The following is a 16,309-nucleotide window of genomic DNA, read 5'->3' on the forward strand; positions in this document are numbered from 1 at the left end:
CCAGTTGATCGAACTGCCATGGCGGCGAACCCAGCGCATATATCAATACATGCGCATGTTACTATGTGTTGTCTTTGGAGTGAACCGGTGCCCCGCAGGTTGCCTGTGACCGGCACGAACAGGGAGGTTGACCAGGTGGGACAGGGACACGGTCACGGGTTGCCGCCGGCGGAAGCGGGCAGTGCTTCAGGCCGGTACGTGCGCCGGCTGGCGATCGCGATCGGGCTGGGGCTGGTCACCTTCGTCATTCAGCTTGTGGTCGGGCTGAACACGTCGTCGCTGGCGTTGCTGTCGGATTCGGCGCATGTGTTCACCGACGTCTTCGGCGTCGCGATGGCACTGGTGGCGATCCTGGTCGCCCGTCGCGCTGTCGTCCGCAGCGACCGCACCTACGGGATGTACCGGGCCGAGGTGTTCGCTGCCTTGTTCAACGCCGTCTTGTTGTTCGCGGTCGCGGGTTGGGTGCTGTATGAGGCGGTCGGGAGGCTGGCCGACCCGCCGGAGGTGCCGGGCTTGCCGGTCACCTTGGTCGCGGTGGTCGGCCTGGCGATGAACGTGGCCGCGCTGCTGGTGCTCAAGAGTGGCGCGAAGGAGAGCCTGAACGTTCGGGGGGCCTACCTGGAAGTCCTGGCCGACATGCTCGGCTCGGTCGGCGTGCTGCTCAGCGGTCTGATCACATTGCTGTTCGGCTGGCGCTATGCCGACCCGGTGATCGGTGTCGCAATCGGCCTGTTCGTCCTGCCGCGGGCCTACAACCTGGGCAGGCACGCTTTGCGGATCCTGTTCCAGCACGCTCCGCCCGACCTGGACGTCGTGGAAGTGTCCGGAGCGCTGAGCGCGCTGGCCGGAGTACGTCAGGTCCACGATCTGCACGTGTGGACACTGACCTCGGGCATGGAGGTCGCCTCCGCGCATCTGACCATCGACGTGGACATCGAACCTGCCACGGTGCTGGCCGAGGCCCAGCAGGTCTTGGCGGACAAGTTCGGCCTGCGGCACGCGACGCTGCAGGTGGAGTCCCCTGACCTGACCGATCGCTGCCAGCGCATGTCCTGGTGACCCACGCCGTCGTGCGGCCGCGATCCGGCTGATGTCTTCGGGGTGGCTTCGGTGGCAGGTGCTGGAGCCCTTTAGCCTGGTGACGTGCCCGACAGGCGAAGTGGTACAGCAGCCGCGCGAGGAAGGCTCGCACGGCTGGTCGCTGTGATCGGAGCGCTGGTCGGCCTGATCGTCCTGCAGGGCGCGCCGTGTCCGGATGAGTTCCACGCCCTCGGACACGACCCGATGTGTTCGACGATGACGACCATCGGGAGCGCCGGTCCGGCCTTGCCGGACATCGTGGATGACGCCGGTCCGCTGGACGCTCATGGCTCGCTGGCGCCGCCGAGCTTGCCGGACTTGCCGACCGGCGTGGTCGAGCTGTGCCTGGCTCTCCTGGTCGCCGTGTTGCTCGTCGTGATCGGCCTGCTGCGACCTGGCCTGTTGTCGGAGGCAACGCCCCGCGCTAGGCCGCTGTTCGCGCCACTGCGCCGCAGTCTTCGTGCGCCGCGTCTCGCTGTGCTCTGCGTGCTTCGCACGTAGCAGAAGCCAGTAACCGCACCGGCCTTGCCGTGTCGTTCGCGGTGGGTCGTTGCCGTCGGCTTCCGCTTCGGTCCCGTAGCTGGAGCTTGAATTCCGCGTAGCTCTCGCAAAAGCACATCCTGCGGCGCTGGCCAGCGGCACCGAGGCCGGCCCGCCGGTGTTGCGGGGTCTGAGCTTGGTTGTGACCAGCACCCCGTTCTGAACTGAACCGACTACTGCCAACCCAACTCGATCGGCAAAGGATGAAGTCATGACCCCGAACACGAAGGTTTCCTTGACCGTGGCGGCCGTTGTCGTCGCGGTGGTGACCGCGGTCGTTCTGTTCAACCTGCCCGACCGCTCCTCCGGGCCCGCTCAGGCGGGGCCCGCGGGCGGGCCGTCCACCGCGCCCGCTTCGTTGCTGGTTCGTCCGGACAGCCACCGCCTCTCCACCGCTGCCGACGGCAAGGTGACCGTGGTCGAATTCCTCGACCTGGAGTGCGAAGCCTGCGGGGCGGCGTTCCCCGGCGTCGAAAAGCTCCGTGCCGAATACGGCGACAAAGTCACCTTCGTCATGCGGTACTTCCCGATCGCCAGTCACCGCAACGCCGAACTCGCCGCCCGTGCGGTGGAAGCTGCCGGACGGCAAGGGAAACTCGAGCCGATGTACCGGCTGATGTACGAGAACCAGCCGCAGTGGGGCGACCAAGACGTCTCCCACCGTGACACGTTCCTCGGCTTCGCCCGCCGGCTCGGACTCGACATGCCCGCGTTCGAAGCGGCCCTGGACGCCCAAGCCACCATCGACCGGGTCCTGGCCGACCAAGCCGACGGCACCGAGGTCGGCGTGGAAGGCACGCCGACGTTCTTCATCAACGGCGTGAAGTTCACCGGCAGGCCCACCTATGACGCCCTCAAGAACGTCATCGACCGGGAACTGGCGAAATGAGCCGTCCCGCCGACGCGACCACCGAAGACCTGGCGACGCCGTACACCAGCCGCCTGCTGCCCTGGTTGCTGACCGGGGGAGGAATCATCGGCCTCGTCGCGGCAATGATCCTCACCATCGAAAAGTTCGCACTGCTGCGCGATCCCGCCTACATCCCCACATGCAGCATCAACCCTGTGCTCAGCTGTGGCTCGATCATGAGCACACCTCAGGCCGAGGCGTTCGGATTCCCGAATCCGCTGCTGGGTATCGCCGGGTTCGCCGTCGTCACCACCATCGGCGTCGGGACCTTGTCCGGCGCACGCTTCGCCCGATGGTTCTGGCTCGGCCTCCAGGCCGGCGCCACGTTCGGCGTCGTGTTCGTGCATTGGCTGATCTATCAAAGCCTGTACAAGATCAGCGCGCTGTGCCCGTATTGCATGGTCGTGTGGGCCGTCACCATCCCGATCTTCTGGTACACGACTTTGTGCAACGTCCAGCACGGATACCTGCCCGTCCCCGCATCGCTGCGAGCCGCGGGGCGGCATCTGGCCCGTTATCACACCGTGGTTCTGACGATCTGGTACCTGGCCGTCGCCGTGGCGGTCCTTCAAGCCTTCTGGGACTACTGGATGACCTTGCTCTGATCCTGGCGAGTTGAGGATCTGCGGGATCATGCCCACCCGCTTGTCCGAACATATCAACGGGCGTTAGATTGAGTGGGTGAGTGATGAAGCCTGCGAACTGCTCTGTATCGACTTCGACCACGCGGAGTCGCTCCGGACCGCGTTACCGGACGAGGATGTGCTGCTGCGCCGTGCCGAGCGGCTGCGAGCGCTGGGAGAGCCGACCCGGCTGCGGATCGCGCACGCACTGCACGTCGGTGACGAGCTGTGCGTATGCGACCTGGCCTGGATCGTCGGCTCGTCGCAAGGCCTGGTTTCCCATCACCTCCGGCAGTTGCGGGCCGCCGGGCTGGTCGCGTCCCGCCGCGACGGAAAGCTCGTCATGTACCGGCTCAGTGTCACCGGACACGGGCTGCTGGCGACGATCGCCGGTTTGGAGGCAGGGGTGGATCCGGTATGAGCGACATCTGCTGCGGTCCTGACGACGATCACGGCCACGACACCGGCGATCGCGAAGCGTCGCAGCGGCTCTGGCAGGTCCGGGAGATTCAGCTCGCCGGTCTTGCCGCGGTGTTCCTGGTGGCCGGGTTCCTCGCCACCTGGCTGGGCTTCACGCCGGTCGGAATCGCGCTGCATCTGGCCGCCGCGGCGGCCGGTGGCTGGACGTTCGTGCCGGGAACGCTGAAAGCGTTGCGCCGTCGTCGGATCGGCGTCGGAACCCTGATGACCATCGCCCTGGCCGGGTCGCTGATCTTGGGACAGTTCGCCGAGGCGGCGATGCTGGCGTTCCTGTTCTCCCTCAGCGAGGCGCTGGAGGATTACTCGCTGGCCCGCACCCGCCGCGGTCTGCGAGCGTTGCTGGCCCTTGTGCCGGAGACGGTCACCGTCGTGCGGGTCGGCATCCAGAGCGTCATCAGCCCGGATCAGCTGCGGGTCGGGGACCGGATGCTGGTGCGGGCCGGGGACCGGATTCCCAGCGACGGCGTCATCCGAGACGGCTGGTCCAGTGTGGACACCTCGGCCATCACCGGTGAATCCGTGCCGGTCGAAGCCGGTCCTGGTGGCGAGGTGTTCGCGGGAGCGATCAATGGCACCGGCGTCCTCACCATCGAGGCCACTGCCGCGGTCGCCGACAACTCACTGGCCAAGGTCGTGCGGGTCGTCGAGGACGCGCAGCAGCGCAAGGGCGACCGGCAGCGGCTCGCCGACCGGATCGCCCGGCCACTGGTGCCGGCCGTGATGGTGCTGGCGGTTTTGGTCGCCGGGCTGGGCGCGCTGCTCGATGATCCGGCGACCTGGATCGAACGCGCGCTGGTGGTGCTCGTCGCCGCCGCGCCGTGCGCGCTCGCTATCTCCGTGCCGGTGACGGTGATTTCCGCGGTCGGAGCCGCGAGCCGGCTCGGAGTTTTGGTCAAGGGCGGCGCCGCGCTGGAAACCCTCGGCGCGGTCCGGATCGTCGCGCTCGACAAGACGGGCACTCTCACTCGCAACAACCCCGCCGTCACGGAGATCATCCCCGCCGCCGGTGTCACCGCCGAGCGGGTGCTGCGGATCGCGGCCGCCTTGGAAGCACGCAGTGAACACCCGCTCGCGGCCGCAGTCCTCGCTGCCGCCCCGGACCACGTCCCGGCCGACTCGGTCACCACGGTCCCCGGCGCCGGCGTGGAAGGAACTGTCGACGGTGCCCTGGCTCGACTGGGCAAACCCGGCTGGATCACAGCCACCGGGCTCGAGGATGAGATCGCGCGCCTGCAGGAAAGCGGCACCACCGCCGCGGTCATCGAACAGGGCGGCACGGTTCTCGGCTTGATCGGCATCCGCGACGAACTCCGTCCCGAAGCCGCCGAGATCGTCGCCGAACTCCGCGAAGCGGGCTCGAGGTCGCGATGCTCACTGGAGACAACAGCCGGACGGCCGCCGCTCTCGCCGCCCAAGCCGGGATCACCGACGTCCACGCCGAACTCCGGCCCACCGACAAAGCCGCCCTCATCACCCGCCTCCAAGCCGGGAAGCGCGGGGCGGTCGCGATGATCGGCGACGGTGTGAACGACGCGCCCGCGCTCGCCACCGCTGACGTCGGCATCGCGATGGGTGCCATGGGCAGCGATGTCGCCATCGAAACCGCCGACGTCGCCCTGATGGGCACCGATCTTCGGCACCTGCCACAAGCCCTTCGGCACGCCCGGCGCGCGCGGACGATCATGCTGCAGAACATCGGGCTCTCCGCGCTGATCGTCCTCACCCTGGTGCCGCTCGCGGCGTTCGGAATCCTCGGCCTGGCCACGGTCGTGTTCATCCACGAAGTCGCCGAAGTCTTCGTCATCGGCAACGGCGTTCGCGCCGGGCGCCTCCGCACAGTTCGCGGCGTGCCCACACCCGAACCCGTTGCCACTCAAAAGATTCCGGCAGCGCCGCAAGTCGGCCAAGACGGCTGCGCCTGTTGTGCGTCACCCGCGGCCGCCGAGTCTCGTACCAATCTTCTCGACTTGAGGCCGCCAGCCAGACGCACGTAGACCGTGCCGCTGCCTGGGACACCTTGCCTGACCTGACGGGAGAAATCGTGATGGCCGCGATCGCACTGGGCTTGTCGCTGCTGTACCTGCTGGCCGCGTTCGGATTGCGGACCCTGCAGCATTACCGGAGCACGGGGGAGACCGGCTTCCGCGGCGTGTCCGGACGGCCGGGTTCGCTGGAATGGTGGGGAGGCGCACTGTTCGTGGTCGCCCTGCTTCTGGGGCTCCTCGCGCCGATTCTCCAACTGATCGGCGTGCTCGCCCCGATCCCGGTTCTGGACACCCTTCCGCCGCGGATCGCCGGACTGGTACTGGCCGGAGCCGGTATCGTCGGCACCCTCGCCGCGCAGCACAGCATGGGCACCTCCTGGCGTATCGGCGTAGACCGTGCCGAAGTCACCGGCCTCGTCACCACCGGCGCGTTCGCCTTCGCCCGCAACCCCATCTTCACCGCGATGATCGCCACCGCCCTCGGTCTCGCCTTGCTGGCTCCCAACCTCGTGGCACTCGCCGGCGTGGTCTGCCTGATCACCGCGATCGAAATCCAGGTCCGCGCGGTCGAAGAGCCCTACCTCCTTATCTCTCAGGGGCAGGAATACCGCGACTACGCGGCCCGTACCGGCCGATTTCTTCCCACCCTGGGTCGTCTCCGGCCGGGGCGCACTGTGGGATAAGGAGGCATGAAGCCGGCCGAGGTCGGGTTTCTGCACCTGTAAGGGAAGGCACGGCCAACGTGGTGACGATCAATCAGGCGTTGACCGTCTGGGCGCCCCAACTGCGCCGACCACCTCCATGCCGGGCATGCCCAGCGGCCACACGATGCCGAGTGCCAGTAGTGGCGCGTCGATGATCGGAATGATGAGCGCCGACGACATGGCCAAGTCCGAAATCAGCCAGGGCGGCAACGTCGAGGTCAAAGCGCTCGCTCAGAAGATCACCGATGTCCAGCAGACGGAGATCGACGAGATGAAGGGCTTGCTCGGCCAGTCCTGATCCACCAGGTGGGGGTGGCGAACGTTCGCCACCCCCACCTGGTGGACGGCGCCCTCGGTGTTCACTGCTGACCCTCCAAAGCCAGCCATGCTACGACGCCGCCTAGTAGGACTGACGTGCGGTGGCGTCACCGTGGACAAGAGATGAATTCGACGTTCGGGCGATGTCCCGATCAGTGGAAGGAAGGCGCCTGATCGCCCCTTTGGTGATTCGGGTGGTTTTTCCCTTGCGATCTCGTGGCCCTCAACGACTATTTTTTGCTACAGTGGCGCACTGTGAGTGTCTTTCTCGCTACTCTTCGTCAACCATTTGTTGTCCTGCTGCTGGGCGCACTGGTTGTGGCGGGTATGCAGATCGAGACGTGCGGTGAGGACCATTTCGCCTCACATGAATCTCATTCGGAATCGGTGCCCGTGCTGCCGGGATCGCATGATGAGCCGTGCCCTGACGACGGAGGGCACGAGCATTCCCGCTCCCTGTTCGCCGTCGCGGCGCGCGGCGGCGACGGAGCGCCGGCCCCACAGGAGCATTCGCCGGCGGGGACGCTGAATTCGGCGTTCCCCTATCTCGGCAGTTCGGCTGCCGTTCACGGTAATCAACGACACGTCGAGCTTGACCGGCGTGGACAACGGATTCTCGTCGAATTGTGTGTGTCACGCACCTGATCGCGTCCGTATCTCCGTATCGCGACCACTGACAGCCCGGACCACCTGAGAAGGGTGGTCCAGGGGGTGGCTGTCGCGCCCGGAAGACCGGACCGCACCTTTCCTTTCGCGTACACACCATAGAAAGACCACCGTTGATGAACGTATTGCTTCCGCCTGATCGGTCGCTCAACGCGTCGATCTCGCCGTCCCGACTGCTCAGCACGGCTGCTCGCTGCGTGTCTCCCGCTCTCGCGGTCGGCAACACCCCGGTGTTGTGGATCGACGAGCAGCTCTCCGGTTCAGGGAAAGGGTTCTGGGCCAAGCTCGAAGGGTTCAACCCTGGTGGGATGAAGGACCGGCCCGCGCTGCACATGGTGGGTGAGGCCAAGGCTCGCGGCGACCTCGAGGAGGGTGCCACGATCGTCGAATCGACCAGCGGCACGCTGGGGCTGGGGCTCGCCCTGGCCGGTATCGTCCACAGTCACCCGGTCACCCTCGTCACGGATCCGGGGATGGAGCCCATCGTCCGGCGCATGCTCACCGCTCATGGCACCCGGGTCGAGCTCGTCACCGAACCGCATCCGACAGGCGGCTGGCAGCAGGCACGCCGTGATCGCGTCCAGCAGTTGCTCGACGAGGATGCCGGTGCTTGGTGCCCGGATCAGTACAACAACCCTGACAACGTCGCCGCCTACGCCTCGCTGGCCGACGAACTCGCCGCGCAACTCGGCCGCATCGACATTCTCGTGTGCTCGGTCGGTACCGGAGGGCATTCCGCGGGGACCTTCCGGAGTCTCCAGCGCTACTTCCCGCATCTGCGGCTGGTCGGAGTGGACACGATCGGCTCCACGATCTTCGGGCAGCCGGCCACCTCGCGCCTGATGCGCGGGCTCGGGTCCAGCATCCATCCGCGCAATGTCGACTACGACGCGTTCGACGAGGTCCATTGGGTCGCTCCGGCCGAGGCCGTCTGGACCTGCCGCCGGTTGGCCGCCGCCCAATACGCCACCGGAGGGTGGAGCGTGGGTGCGGTCGCGCTTGTCGCCGCCTGGCTGGCTCGCACGCAGGACCCCGATGTCCGCATCGCGGCGATCTTCCCGGACGGCCCGCAGCGCTACTTCGACACCGTCTACAACGACGAATACTGCCTGGATCACGGACTGCTCGACGTCCCGCCCCCGGCCGAGCCGGAGGTCATTTCCCATCCCGGTGAGAAAATCGTGGAGCGTTGGACCCGGTGCCGCGCCGTGGCCGATCCCACCACGGAAGCGCTTGCTTCCTCTGCCCTGGCAGGGTCTGCGCGGTGACTCAGCTTCTCCAGAAGTTCCGGTCCTTCGATCGGCCGAGCAAGTTGTTGATGGTCAACCAGTTCACTATCAACGTCGGCTTCTACATGCTGATGCCGTACCTCGCCGGGTACCTGTCGGGACCGCTCGGACTCGCGGGCTGGGCGGTCGGCCTGGTGCTGGGTGTTCGCAACTTCTCCCAGCAGGGCATGTTCCTGCTCGGGGGAACACTGGCGGACCGGTTCGGGTACAAGCCGTTGATCGTGGCGGGCTGTGTACTGCGGACGGTGGGATTCGCCCTGCTGAGCGTGACGTCGTCCCTGCCGACGCTGATCATCGCCTCCGCGGCCACCGGCTTCGCCGGCGCCCTCTTCAACCCAGCGGTACGCGCGTACCTGGCGGCGGACTCCGGCGAACGCAGGCTGGAAGCCTTCTCCGTGTTCAACGTGTTCTACCAAGGCGGAATTCTCGCCGGGCCGGTGGTCGGGCTGGCGTTGACAGCGGTGGACTTCAGGCTGACCTGCCTGGTCGCCGCTGCGGTTTTCGGTGTCCTGACCGTGATCCAGGTGCGCGCGCTGCCGAAGCACGAGTCCGCGGACCCTCAGTCGGAGGAAAGGCCATCGGTGCTGGCCGAGTGGCGTACCGTCGCGGCGAATCGCACCTTCGTGCTGTTCGCCCTCGTGATGATCGGCTCCTACGTGCTGTCCTTCCAGACGTACTTGGCCCTGCCGATGGAGGCGCGCCGGATCGCGGGCTCCGAGACTGCGAGCACGGCCCTGATCGCGGGCCTGTTCGTGGTATCCGGTGGGCTGGCGATCGCCGGTCAGCTGAAGATCACCGCATGGTTTCGCGGTCGGTGGTCACCAGGCACCTGCCTGGCCATCGGGATGTCACTCATGGCGGCGGCGTTCATCGCGCCGCTGATCGTCGCTCGTTTCGGGCCCGTCACGGCGGGGATCGGGCTGCTCGTTTCGGCAGGCTTGCTGGCGGTGGGTACTGTCGTCATCTTCCCCTTCGAGATGGACACCGTTGTTCGGTTGTCTGGCACTAGGCTGGTCGCCACGCACTACGGCTTCTACAACACGATCGTCGGCGTGGGAATTCTGCTCGGCAACTTCTTCACCGGAAGTGTTTTCGACCTGGCCCGCCGAGCGGGCTGGCCGGAGATTCCGTGGCTGGGCTTGACCGTGCTCGGCGTTGTCTGCGCGGTCGGACTACGCCGACTCGACCGGAGCCGACGACTCAGCGGCGATCTGGTTCCCGCATAGGGAAAGTGGTGGGCGCGGGCTGAACCCGCGCCCACCCATCCCGCACCGGACGAGGGGGAGGGGCCGGCGCGGGACACGGCACACGGTGCCGGGCGCAATACTATACGTCGTCGTAGTCGGCGGCACGCGGACGCCGAAATTCCGATCTGAGCCGGAAGGTGAGGGCGCTCGAAGCCATGCCTACTATCTATGGTAGTAGGCAAGGCGGCTATGTCGGTGGGCTCGGAGTGGTGAGCGGCGAGTTCGACGGACCCGGCGATCTCTGGGGCGATGGCGGTCGCCGTGTCACGTCTCTGCTCTGAGTATGTGACTAAGTCGCCATGTCATATACCCTGCGAGGGTACCTTGTCAGGGTATCGATCTGGGAGTGGCGACACTTGCTCGGATATCCCTGGCGGGTAAACAAGGGTACCTCCAATAGGTATAAAGGACGATAGGAGCGCACCGTTCCCCCGGCCGAAGGGGCCGGTCGCGCCGCGGTTGATCGCGCGGTTCGGGTTCAAGGCGATGATCTTCGGCGGTCTGCTCGCACTGGCCGCGGGCCTGGTGTGGCTCTCGTTCGTCAGCCCCGCTGGGAACTTCATCGTCGACGTGCTGCCCGCGTCGCTGGTCGCCGCGCTCGGACGGGCATTGGCCTATCCCGTCGCTCGGCACGGCGATCTCCAGTGCGCGGCCCGAGGAAGGCGGTCTGGCGGCCGGCATCGTCAACACCGTCGTACCAGGTCGGCTCGGCGCTTGGGCTGGCGGCGATGAGCGCGGTCGGCGTGTCCTTCGGCGCAGGAGGGCTCGGTAACCCGATCGCGCTGACCGACGGGTTTTCGGCGGCTTTCCTCGGTGCCGCGGGTATCGCCGTGGTCAATGCCCTGCTTGCCCTGGTCACTCTTCGGCAGCCGGCCATGGCGCCGGTAGAGAAGGGAACGGGCAGGACACGGCGGCAGTGCGGTGAGCCCCAGAGAAGACAGTAGGCCCGGCAAGCCCGTTCGCCAGAGCTCGCAGGCTTGAACGCGCGGGCAGCGCGGGAGACGGCGTACGCAGTTGGCGCAAACGCCGACACCGTCGCCTTCGCCACGCGCACCGCAAGGATGTTCATCGTGTACTTCGCTGTGGGACGACGCAGTCCACCGTGAGAGCCTTGGCTGATATCGGGTCGCATGGGCCACATTGCGATCGGCGGTGCCGGAACCGGTCCAGATATCCTGCCGGAGCGGGGCTGGGTGTGGTGCAGTGTTCAAATAGGACCTCGTCCGGCGTGATGTCTTGGTGTGAAGGGCTTTCCGCTCGGGCGTCTAGTAGTGAAGTCCGGCCAGGGTGACCGTGACGAGCCGGTGGGCGGCGGACTCTGAAGTCAAGTCGGCCGCCGCGGCGAGGGCGTGCAGGCAATAGGTGGCGAGTTCGTCGACGGGGACGTCATCCCGAAGGGCGCCGGTTTGAGCGACCTCGGCCAGCACTTCGCTGATCAAGTCGTGCACCTGGTGCTGTGCCTGGTCGACGTCTTGGCTTTGATGCAGGAGGGCCGAGAGTTCGGCGGCGTGGCGCGCTCGTTGGTGGCATATGAGCGCGTAGGCGCTGAGGATCGCCCGCAGCTGCTCCCCGGGGTCGCTGGACTCGGCGCGCAGGGCCGAAAGATGTTCCAGGTGGGCCACCACATGTTGGTGATGCCATGCGTGCAGGATCGCCTTAACGTCCGGGAAGTATTTGTACAGCGTCGCTCGCCCGATGCCTGCGTGCTCGGCGATCTGGGACATCGTCACCGACAGCAGCCCTCGCTCGGTGGTCAAAGCCCGGGTGGCGTCCAGGATCGCTTCGCGTACCTCGCGACGGTGCGCCTCGATCGTCTCATTCCACAGCTTCGGCACCTCGCGACTATACGTCATGGCCTTGCTGTGACACTATGTGGCGTCATAGACATAGTGTATTGATAAAGGATGCGGACATGACCGAACCGCCTCGCCGGCCCGGCCACGATGAACGGCCGCGCATGCCTCGCTGGGTGAAGGTGCCGGCGATCATCATCGGAATCTTGATTGTGGTTTTTCTGATCTTGCAGATCACCGGCTTCGGTGGCGAGCACGGCCCCGGACGCCATCTGCGTGGAGGCGGCTCGGTGTCCGCCGGAGTCGCGAACGTTCATCCCTCGCCTGGCATAGAGAACCGCGGATGACCCTGTCGCCGCCTGCCCGCAAGGTCGTGCTCACCGCTCATGTCATGACGTCGGTCGGCTGGCTCGGCGCGGTCGTCGCTTACCTCGCCCTCGATCTCACGGCGGTGATCAGCCAAGATATCCCGACCGTGCGCGCTGCGTTCCTCGCGATGAAAGTGATCGCATGGAGCGTGATTCTTCCGTTGGCGCTCGCGTCGGTGCTGGTCGGGATTCTCAACGCGCTGGGCACGTCATGGGGTTTGTTCCGCCACTACTGGGTGCTGGTGAAGCTCATCCTCACCGTCGTCGCCACGATCGTGCTGCTGATGGAGTTGAGGACAATCGACGCACTGGCGGAAATCGCGGCCACTGGCGCCGATCCTCGCCTGCTGCCCGGTTCGCTGCCCCATTCCCTCGGTGGCCTGGTGGTGTTGATCGCAGCCACGATCCTGTCGGTGTTCAAACCCCGAGGTCTGACGCGCTATGGCTGGCGCAGGCAGCAGGACCGCCGCGCTGCTCAGGCACCATGACCTTCGTACCGGTCAGCTCATCGGAACGCGCATCGTGAAGGTTCGGCCGCCGTCGCGCGAGGTGTGGATGCCGTTGTCGGTCGCGACATGAATCTCCCCGGATCCGGTCGCGAGGCCGACGAGTGTCGTCGCCTTCGGCCAGTCCAGTAGCTGAACAAGGGGCGCAGCGGCGGCCGGAGTGAAGGTGCGGCCGCCGTCGGCGCTTCGGGCAAGGTTCTGCTGTGTGGTCGCGAGCATCAGATTCGGATCGGCCGGTGAAATGGCGAAGTCGGCGAGTGCGACCCGGGCACGCCGGTCCCAAGTCGTGTGGTCGGTGGATACCAGGACCTGGCCGGACTGGCTGTCGTAGCCGTACACCTCGCCGTGCTTCGCCTCGAGCGCGTGGAAACCACCATGCCCTCGGGGGAGAGTGTCCGCCAGTCGGTGGAGGCGCTCGCCCTGACCTCCGGGTCCGCTCTGGCCGGCGCCGCCAGCCGGGTAGCTCAAGCCGTCGGAGCATCCGAAGGACCGTCCGACACCTCCGCAGCATCCACTGTGGACGGATAGCAGACCGTGGTGATCACGGCCCGCACTGGCTCCTGCAGTCCAGAAAATGTCAAGGCCAGCGCAGGAGTGCCCACCATGCTGGTCGTGAAGTCCGAAAACGCGCAGGGCTGCGTGCGGTCGTTCATCATTCCCGATCGGGACGTCGAGAAGATCTTGCCGGCCAAGGGGGAGACGAAGATCGACCTGGGAGTGCTGCGCCCCGGCCGGATCGGCTATTCCTGCGGCATGGGCAGGGGAGTCCACATGGCCACCACGACTCACGTCTTCCGCGTCGAGGGCATGGACTGTGGCAGCTGCGCGCTGCTCATCGACGACGCACTCGAGGATCTCCCCGGAGTCCACAGTGCCCAGACCACTGTGAAAAAGGGGCGCAGCATCGTCGAACTGGATCCGAGTCAGTGTACCGCCGACGAGGTGATCGGCGCTATCGACGAACTCGGCTACCGCGCGTCGTCCCTGTGATTCGGCGCGACGTCACGCGCAGGAGATCAGGCTCGCCGCGGCCAACAGGCCGACAGCGAACAAGGCAGGCGCCAGCAGTGCCGTCGCACCGCCTACGACAGCCGTGAGCCGGGCAGAAAACCGCTCGCCGTTCCTATGTTCGGCGAGGTGCTGCAGCCGGATGGCGGTGTCGCCGCCGGCCATGGCCAGCGCGCGACGCGGCCCGTCCGCGGACCGTATGGACACCAGCGCCGAACGGACCGGCTCCGGCCCCCACTGGCTGGCGGCGGTCCGGTCGGCGGCGAGTTCGACGAGCAGCTGGACGGCCGCGGGTAGCGTGCGCATGAGCGGAATGAACCGCAAAGTCCGGCCGACGACCTCGGCGCAGCCGGTCAGCAGATGGTGACAACCGTGGACATGGGCGCGTTCGTGGGCCAGTACAGCAGCCAGTTCCTGCTCCGACAGACGGCCCGCCAGGCCCCTGCTCGCGACGATCAGGGCCCGGCGGCCGCCGAGGCTGTACGCGATCGGCTGGTCGTCGGGAAGCCACAGCGTCGGGATCGGCCGGGGATCACGGACACCGACCAGCCGGAGCGCGTCCAGATGACGCTGGTGTAGGAGATTGCTACGCCGACGGCGTCCGGCCGACGCCATGGCCAAGCGGCCCGCGGCGGCCAGCAGCACGACGCTCGCGACCGTTCCGACGATGGGATCGAGGGCGGGCAGACCGTCATGGCTGACCGCGGCCCAGCAGTCGTGGAGTGCCTCAGTGATGGCTTCGGCTGGCCCGTGGCCTGGCAGCACGAGGAGCAGCACCCCGGCGAGGGTTCCAGCGAGCACCCCCATGGCGGTCATCAGCCACCAGGCGATGGCCGTGCCGGGGCTGATCCCCGCGGCGGTCAGCCTGCTCAGCGCCCGTGGCGACCACCAGCCGATCACCACGGCCCCGAGCAGGAGCGCCGCTGCGAGGATCATCGTTTGCGGGACTTCCGGCGCAACCCCCGGCGAAGGATGTCGGTCTCCTCCTCCGTCGCCGAGCGGGCGAAATGCAGCAACACCGATTCCCTGTCCTCGACGGAGTCGAGCAGGTCGCGAAGACTTTGCGCGGCGGCTTCCTCACGGGATGTCACAGGCCGGTAGTAGTAGGCGCGGTTCTCCATATCGCGGACGACCCGCTCCTTGCGGTGCAGGTTGTCCAGCACGGTCATCACCGTGGTGTACGCCAGGTCGCGTCGCTTGTTGAGCTCGTCGAGTACCTGACGGACCCGCATCGGTTCGGATGAGTTCCAGAGCACGTCCATCACCGACGCTTCAAGCTCGCCCAATCCCTGCATGGCACCTCCGTGAGCAGGATACTGCCTGCGCCGGGATCAGCCGACGATGCGCCGTGCTCCCATGAGGTGCCCGTCTCCCTTGACGGATCGAACGTCGACCAGCTGCCCTTCCGTCGGCGCGTCGACCATCTTGCCACCGCCGACGTACATACCGACGTGGTGAATCGCACCCGGGTTGTCGGTTCCGTCGTCGTAGAAGACCAGGTCGCCGGGGATGAGCTGGTCGAGCGCCACGGCCTTGCCCGCCGTGTACTGCTGGCGGCTGGTGCGGGGGATGTTGACGCCGGCCTGCTTGTAGGCCCAGGAGGTCAGCCCGGAACAGTCGAACTCGCCCGGTCCCGTCGCGCCCCATTCGTACTCGGAGCCCCGTTTGGACAGGGCGGCCTGCAGGGCGTTGTTCGCCGCTCCGGGTGGCCCGAGGTAGGACCCGTTGTCCTGCACCTTGCCGAGCTTCGCCTTGTCCGACGACGGCAGATCGTTCAGCGCCTCCCGGACCTTCGCGATCTGGACGTTGAGGTCCTTCTTACGAGTGCTGACCTGCTCCACCGCCCAGGCCGCGTCGTTCGCCGCCAGTTGCGCCATCTCCTGTGCGTCCGCGGCGGCGGTTCGCGACGATTCGGCCTTCGTGAGCGCCTCGCGCAAGCCGTTCAGAGCTTTGCCCCGGTTGTCGGCCAGCACCGACAGCGCGGCGGTGCGGTCGAGGTACTCCTGCCTGTTACCGCTGTCCAGCAACGCGACCGCGCCACTGAGCTGCTGTCCGCTGAGCGCGGAACGGACGATCGCGTCAACCTGGGGACGGAAGGCCGCGACGTCCGCCTCCGCCTTGGCGGTGTTGCTGTTGGCCTGATCCAAAGCGGCCTTCGCCTTGTCGCGGTCGGCCTCGCGAGTCCTCAGCCGGTCCTGTGACTCGAGCAGGTCCTCGTCCGCGTTCGAGGCCTGGGCGCCGAGTTCCTGGTAGCGCTGCATCGGATCCTGGCTACCGGCGGGTGGAGGTGCTGGTTGCGCGCTCGCGGGGATGGTGCCGAGAGCGATGACCATGAGTGCGGCGGTGGCGGCGAGAGGATGCCGGATGGAGCGACGCCGGTGCGGTGTCACGGGTACTGGATCTCCTGTCGTGCGAAACGTGCGTCATGGTGGACCGCCCCGAAGGCCCGGCGGTCACAGTAGGGTCACGAGCCCGCCCTGTCCACTATTACCCTTAGTACTAGCGGGGTAGTGATGAGTGTTCGGTGAGCCCGGACCTGCAAGTGGCCGCGAAAAGGCCTGGGTCGGTGACTTGGGTTACAGTGATCGCGAAAGCCCTGGAGCGATGATCTGACCCTGCACCTTGCTGCTATCGCGAATAGTACTAACGACCGCCGGGCCCTGGTCTATGTCGATGTCAGCCGCCCGTGGCGCCTTCGGCGGGGTCGGCCTGAGAAGTTGCACTACCGAAGTCGGCTCGTCTACCTCGCGGCGGCACGGTATGCAGAGCTGATGTGGCGCCGCAAAGAGCTC

The 16,309-nt window shown here is 66.7% G+C and carries 18 protein-coding genes and 2 pseudogenes; 15 read left to right on the top strand and 5 right to left on the bottom strand.

Annotation, left to right across the window (positions count from 1 at the left end; genetic code table 11):
- Positions 1-135: 135 nt before the first annotated feature.
- The 12 genes and pseudogenes from NQK81_RS28340 to NQK81_RS28395 all read left to right on the top strand — a co-directional run.
- Positions 136-1,059 (top strand): cation diffusion facilitator family transporter, encoded by a 924-nt coding sequence (locus tag NQK81_RS28340; protein ID WP_257483944.1) that lies wholly within the window; start codon positions 136-138, stop codon positions 1,057-1,059.
- A gap of 84 nt (positions 1,060-1,143) precedes the next feature.
- Positions 1,144-1,581, top strand: coding sequence for a hypothetical protein (locus tag NQK81_RS28345; RefSeq protein WP_257483945.1), 438 nt, complete (start codon positions 1,144-1,146; stop codon positions 1,579-1,581).
- Positions 1,582-1,831: 250 nt separating this feature from the next.
- Positions 1,832-2,509: a DsbA family protein gene (locus tag NQK81_RS28350; RefSeq protein WP_257483946.1), complete on the top strand. Its 678-nt coding sequence runs from the start codon at positions 1,832-1,834 to the stop codon at positions 2,507-2,509.
- The gene (locus NQK81_RS28355; RefSeq protein ID WP_257483947.1) at positions 2,506-3,135 is read left to right on the top strand and encodes a vitamin K epoxide reductase family protein; all 630 of its coding nucleotides are present in this window, start codon (positions 2,506-2,508) and stop codon (positions 3,133-3,135) included. Before NQK81_RS28350 ends, NQK81_RS28355 begins: the two co-directional genes overlap by 4 nt.
- 76 nt (positions 3,136-3,211) lie before the next feature.
- Positions 3,212-3,574, top strand: a complete 363-nt coding sequence (locus NQK81_RS28360) for an ArsR/SmtB family transcription factor (RefSeq protein ID WP_257483948.1) — start codon at positions 3,212-3,214, stop codon at positions 3,572-3,574.
- Positions 3,575-3,837: 263 nt separating this feature from the next.
- Positions 3,838-5,627, top strand: a pseudogene (locus NQK81_RS28365) (heavy metal translocating P-type ATPase).
- Between the two features lie 50 nt (positions 5,628-5,677).
- Entirely contained in the window at positions 5,678-6,301 is a 624-nt protein-coding gene (locus NQK81_RS28370) for a methyltransferase family protein (RefSeq protein WP_257483949.1), read from the top strand.
- 184 nt (positions 6,302-6,485) lie between these two features.
- Entirely contained in the window at positions 6,486-6,620 is a 135-nt protein-coding gene (locus NQK81_RS28375) for a DUF305 domain-containing protein (RefSeq protein WP_257483950.1), read from the top strand.
- 236 nt (positions 6,621-6,856) lie between these two features.
- On the top strand, positions 6,857-7,285 hold the full coding sequence (locus tag NQK81_RS28380) for a hypothetical protein (protein ID WP_257483951.1): 429 nt from the start codon (positions 6,857-6,859) through the stop codon (positions 7,283-7,285).
- A gap of 137 nt (positions 7,286-7,422) precedes the next feature.
- Positions 7,423-8,574, top strand: a complete 1,152-nt coding sequence (locus NQK81_RS28385; RefSeq protein WP_257483952.1) for a PLP-dependent cysteine synthase family protein — start codon at positions 7,423-7,425, stop codon at positions 8,572-8,574.
- A complete protein-coding gene (locus NQK81_RS28390; protein ID WP_257483953.1) occupies positions 8,571-9,821 on the top strand; it encodes an MDR family MFS transporter in 1,251 nt (416 codons plus the stop codon). The genes NQK81_RS28385 and NQK81_RS28390 overlap by 4 nt, the downstream gene beginning before the upstream one ends.
- Before the next feature lie 468 nt (positions 9,822-10,289).
- Positions 10,290-10,786 (top strand): annotated as a pseudogene (locus NQK81_RS28395) (MFS transporter); the annotation flags it as partial.
- A 321-nt stretch (positions 10,787-11,107) separates the two neighbouring features.
- Here NQK81_RS28395 and NQK81_RS28400 read toward each other — a convergent pair.
- The gene (locus tag NQK81_RS28400) at positions 11,108-11,677 is read right to left on the bottom strand and encodes a TetR/AcrR family transcriptional regulator (RefSeq protein ID WP_257483954.1); all 570 of its coding nucleotides are present in this window, start codon (positions 11,675-11,677) and stop codon (positions 11,108-11,110) included.
- A 77-nt stretch (positions 11,678-11,754) separates the two neighbouring features.
- On the opposite strand from NQK81_RS28400, the gene NQK81_RS28405 reads away from it, so the two are divergent.
- Both NQK81_RS28405 and NQK81_RS28410 read left to right on the top strand, forming a co-directional pair.
- Complete coding sequence (locus NQK81_RS28405) at positions 11,755-11,982, top strand: hypothetical protein (RefSeq protein WP_257483955.1); 228 nt, start codon at positions 11,755-11,757, stop codon at positions 11,980-11,982.
- On the top strand, positions 11,979-12,491 hold the full coding sequence (locus NQK81_RS28410; RefSeq protein WP_257483956.1) for a DUF2269 domain-containing protein: 513 nt from the start codon (positions 11,979-11,981) through the stop codon (positions 12,489-12,491). The genes NQK81_RS28405 and NQK81_RS28410 overlap by 4 nt, the downstream gene beginning before the upstream one ends.
- 12 nt (positions 12,492-12,503) lie before the next feature.
- Here NQK81_RS28410 and NQK81_RS28415 read toward each other — a convergent pair whose 3' ends face one another.
- The gene (locus NQK81_RS28415) at positions 12,504-12,848 is read right to left on the bottom strand and encodes a WD40/YVTN/BNR-like repeat-containing protein (RefSeq protein ID WP_257483957.1); all 345 of its coding nucleotides are present in this window, start codon (positions 12,846-12,848) and stop codon (positions 12,504-12,506) included.
- A gap of 198 nt (positions 12,849-13,046) precedes the next feature.
- On the opposite strand from NQK81_RS28415, the gene NQK81_RS28420 reads away from it, so the two are divergent.
- Positions 13,047-13,499: a cation transporter gene (locus NQK81_RS28420; RefSeq protein ID WP_257489871.1), complete on the top strand. Its 453-nt coding sequence runs from the start codon at positions 13,047-13,049 to the stop codon at positions 13,497-13,499.
- Positions 13,500-13,511: 12 nt separating this feature from the next.
- On the opposite strand, the gene NQK81_RS28425 is transcribed toward NQK81_RS28420, so the two are convergent.
- Genes NQK81_RS28425 through NQK81_RS28435 form a run of 3 tightly spaced genes read right to left on the bottom strand, consistent with a single transcriptional unit; the run spans position 13,512 to position 15,907 of the window.
- On the bottom strand, positions 13,512-14,453 hold the full coding sequence (locus NQK81_RS28425; RefSeq protein WP_257483958.1) for a M56 family metallopeptidase: 942 nt from the start codon (positions 14,451-14,453) through the stop codon (positions 13,512-13,514).
- The gene (locus NQK81_RS28430) at positions 14,450-14,812 is read right to left on the bottom strand and encodes a BlaI/MecI/CopY family transcriptional regulator (protein ID WP_257483959.1); all 363 of its coding nucleotides are present in this window, start codon (positions 14,810-14,812) and stop codon (positions 14,450-14,452) included. The genes NQK81_RS28425 and NQK81_RS28430 overlap by 4 nt, the downstream gene beginning before the upstream one ends.
- Positions 14,813-14,848: 36 nt before the next feature.
- On the bottom strand, positions 14,849-15,907 hold the full coding sequence (locus NQK81_RS28435; RefSeq protein ID WP_257483960.1) for a C40 family peptidase: 1,059 nt from the start codon (positions 15,905-15,907) through the stop codon (positions 14,849-14,851).
- Positions 15,908-16,309 lie beyond the last annotated feature (402 nt).

Source organism: Amycolatopsis roodepoortensis, from assembly GCF_024628825.1.
GTDB lineage: Bacteria > Actinomycetota > Actinomycetes > Mycobacteriales > Pseudonocardiaceae > Amycolatopsis > Amycolatopsis roodepoortensis.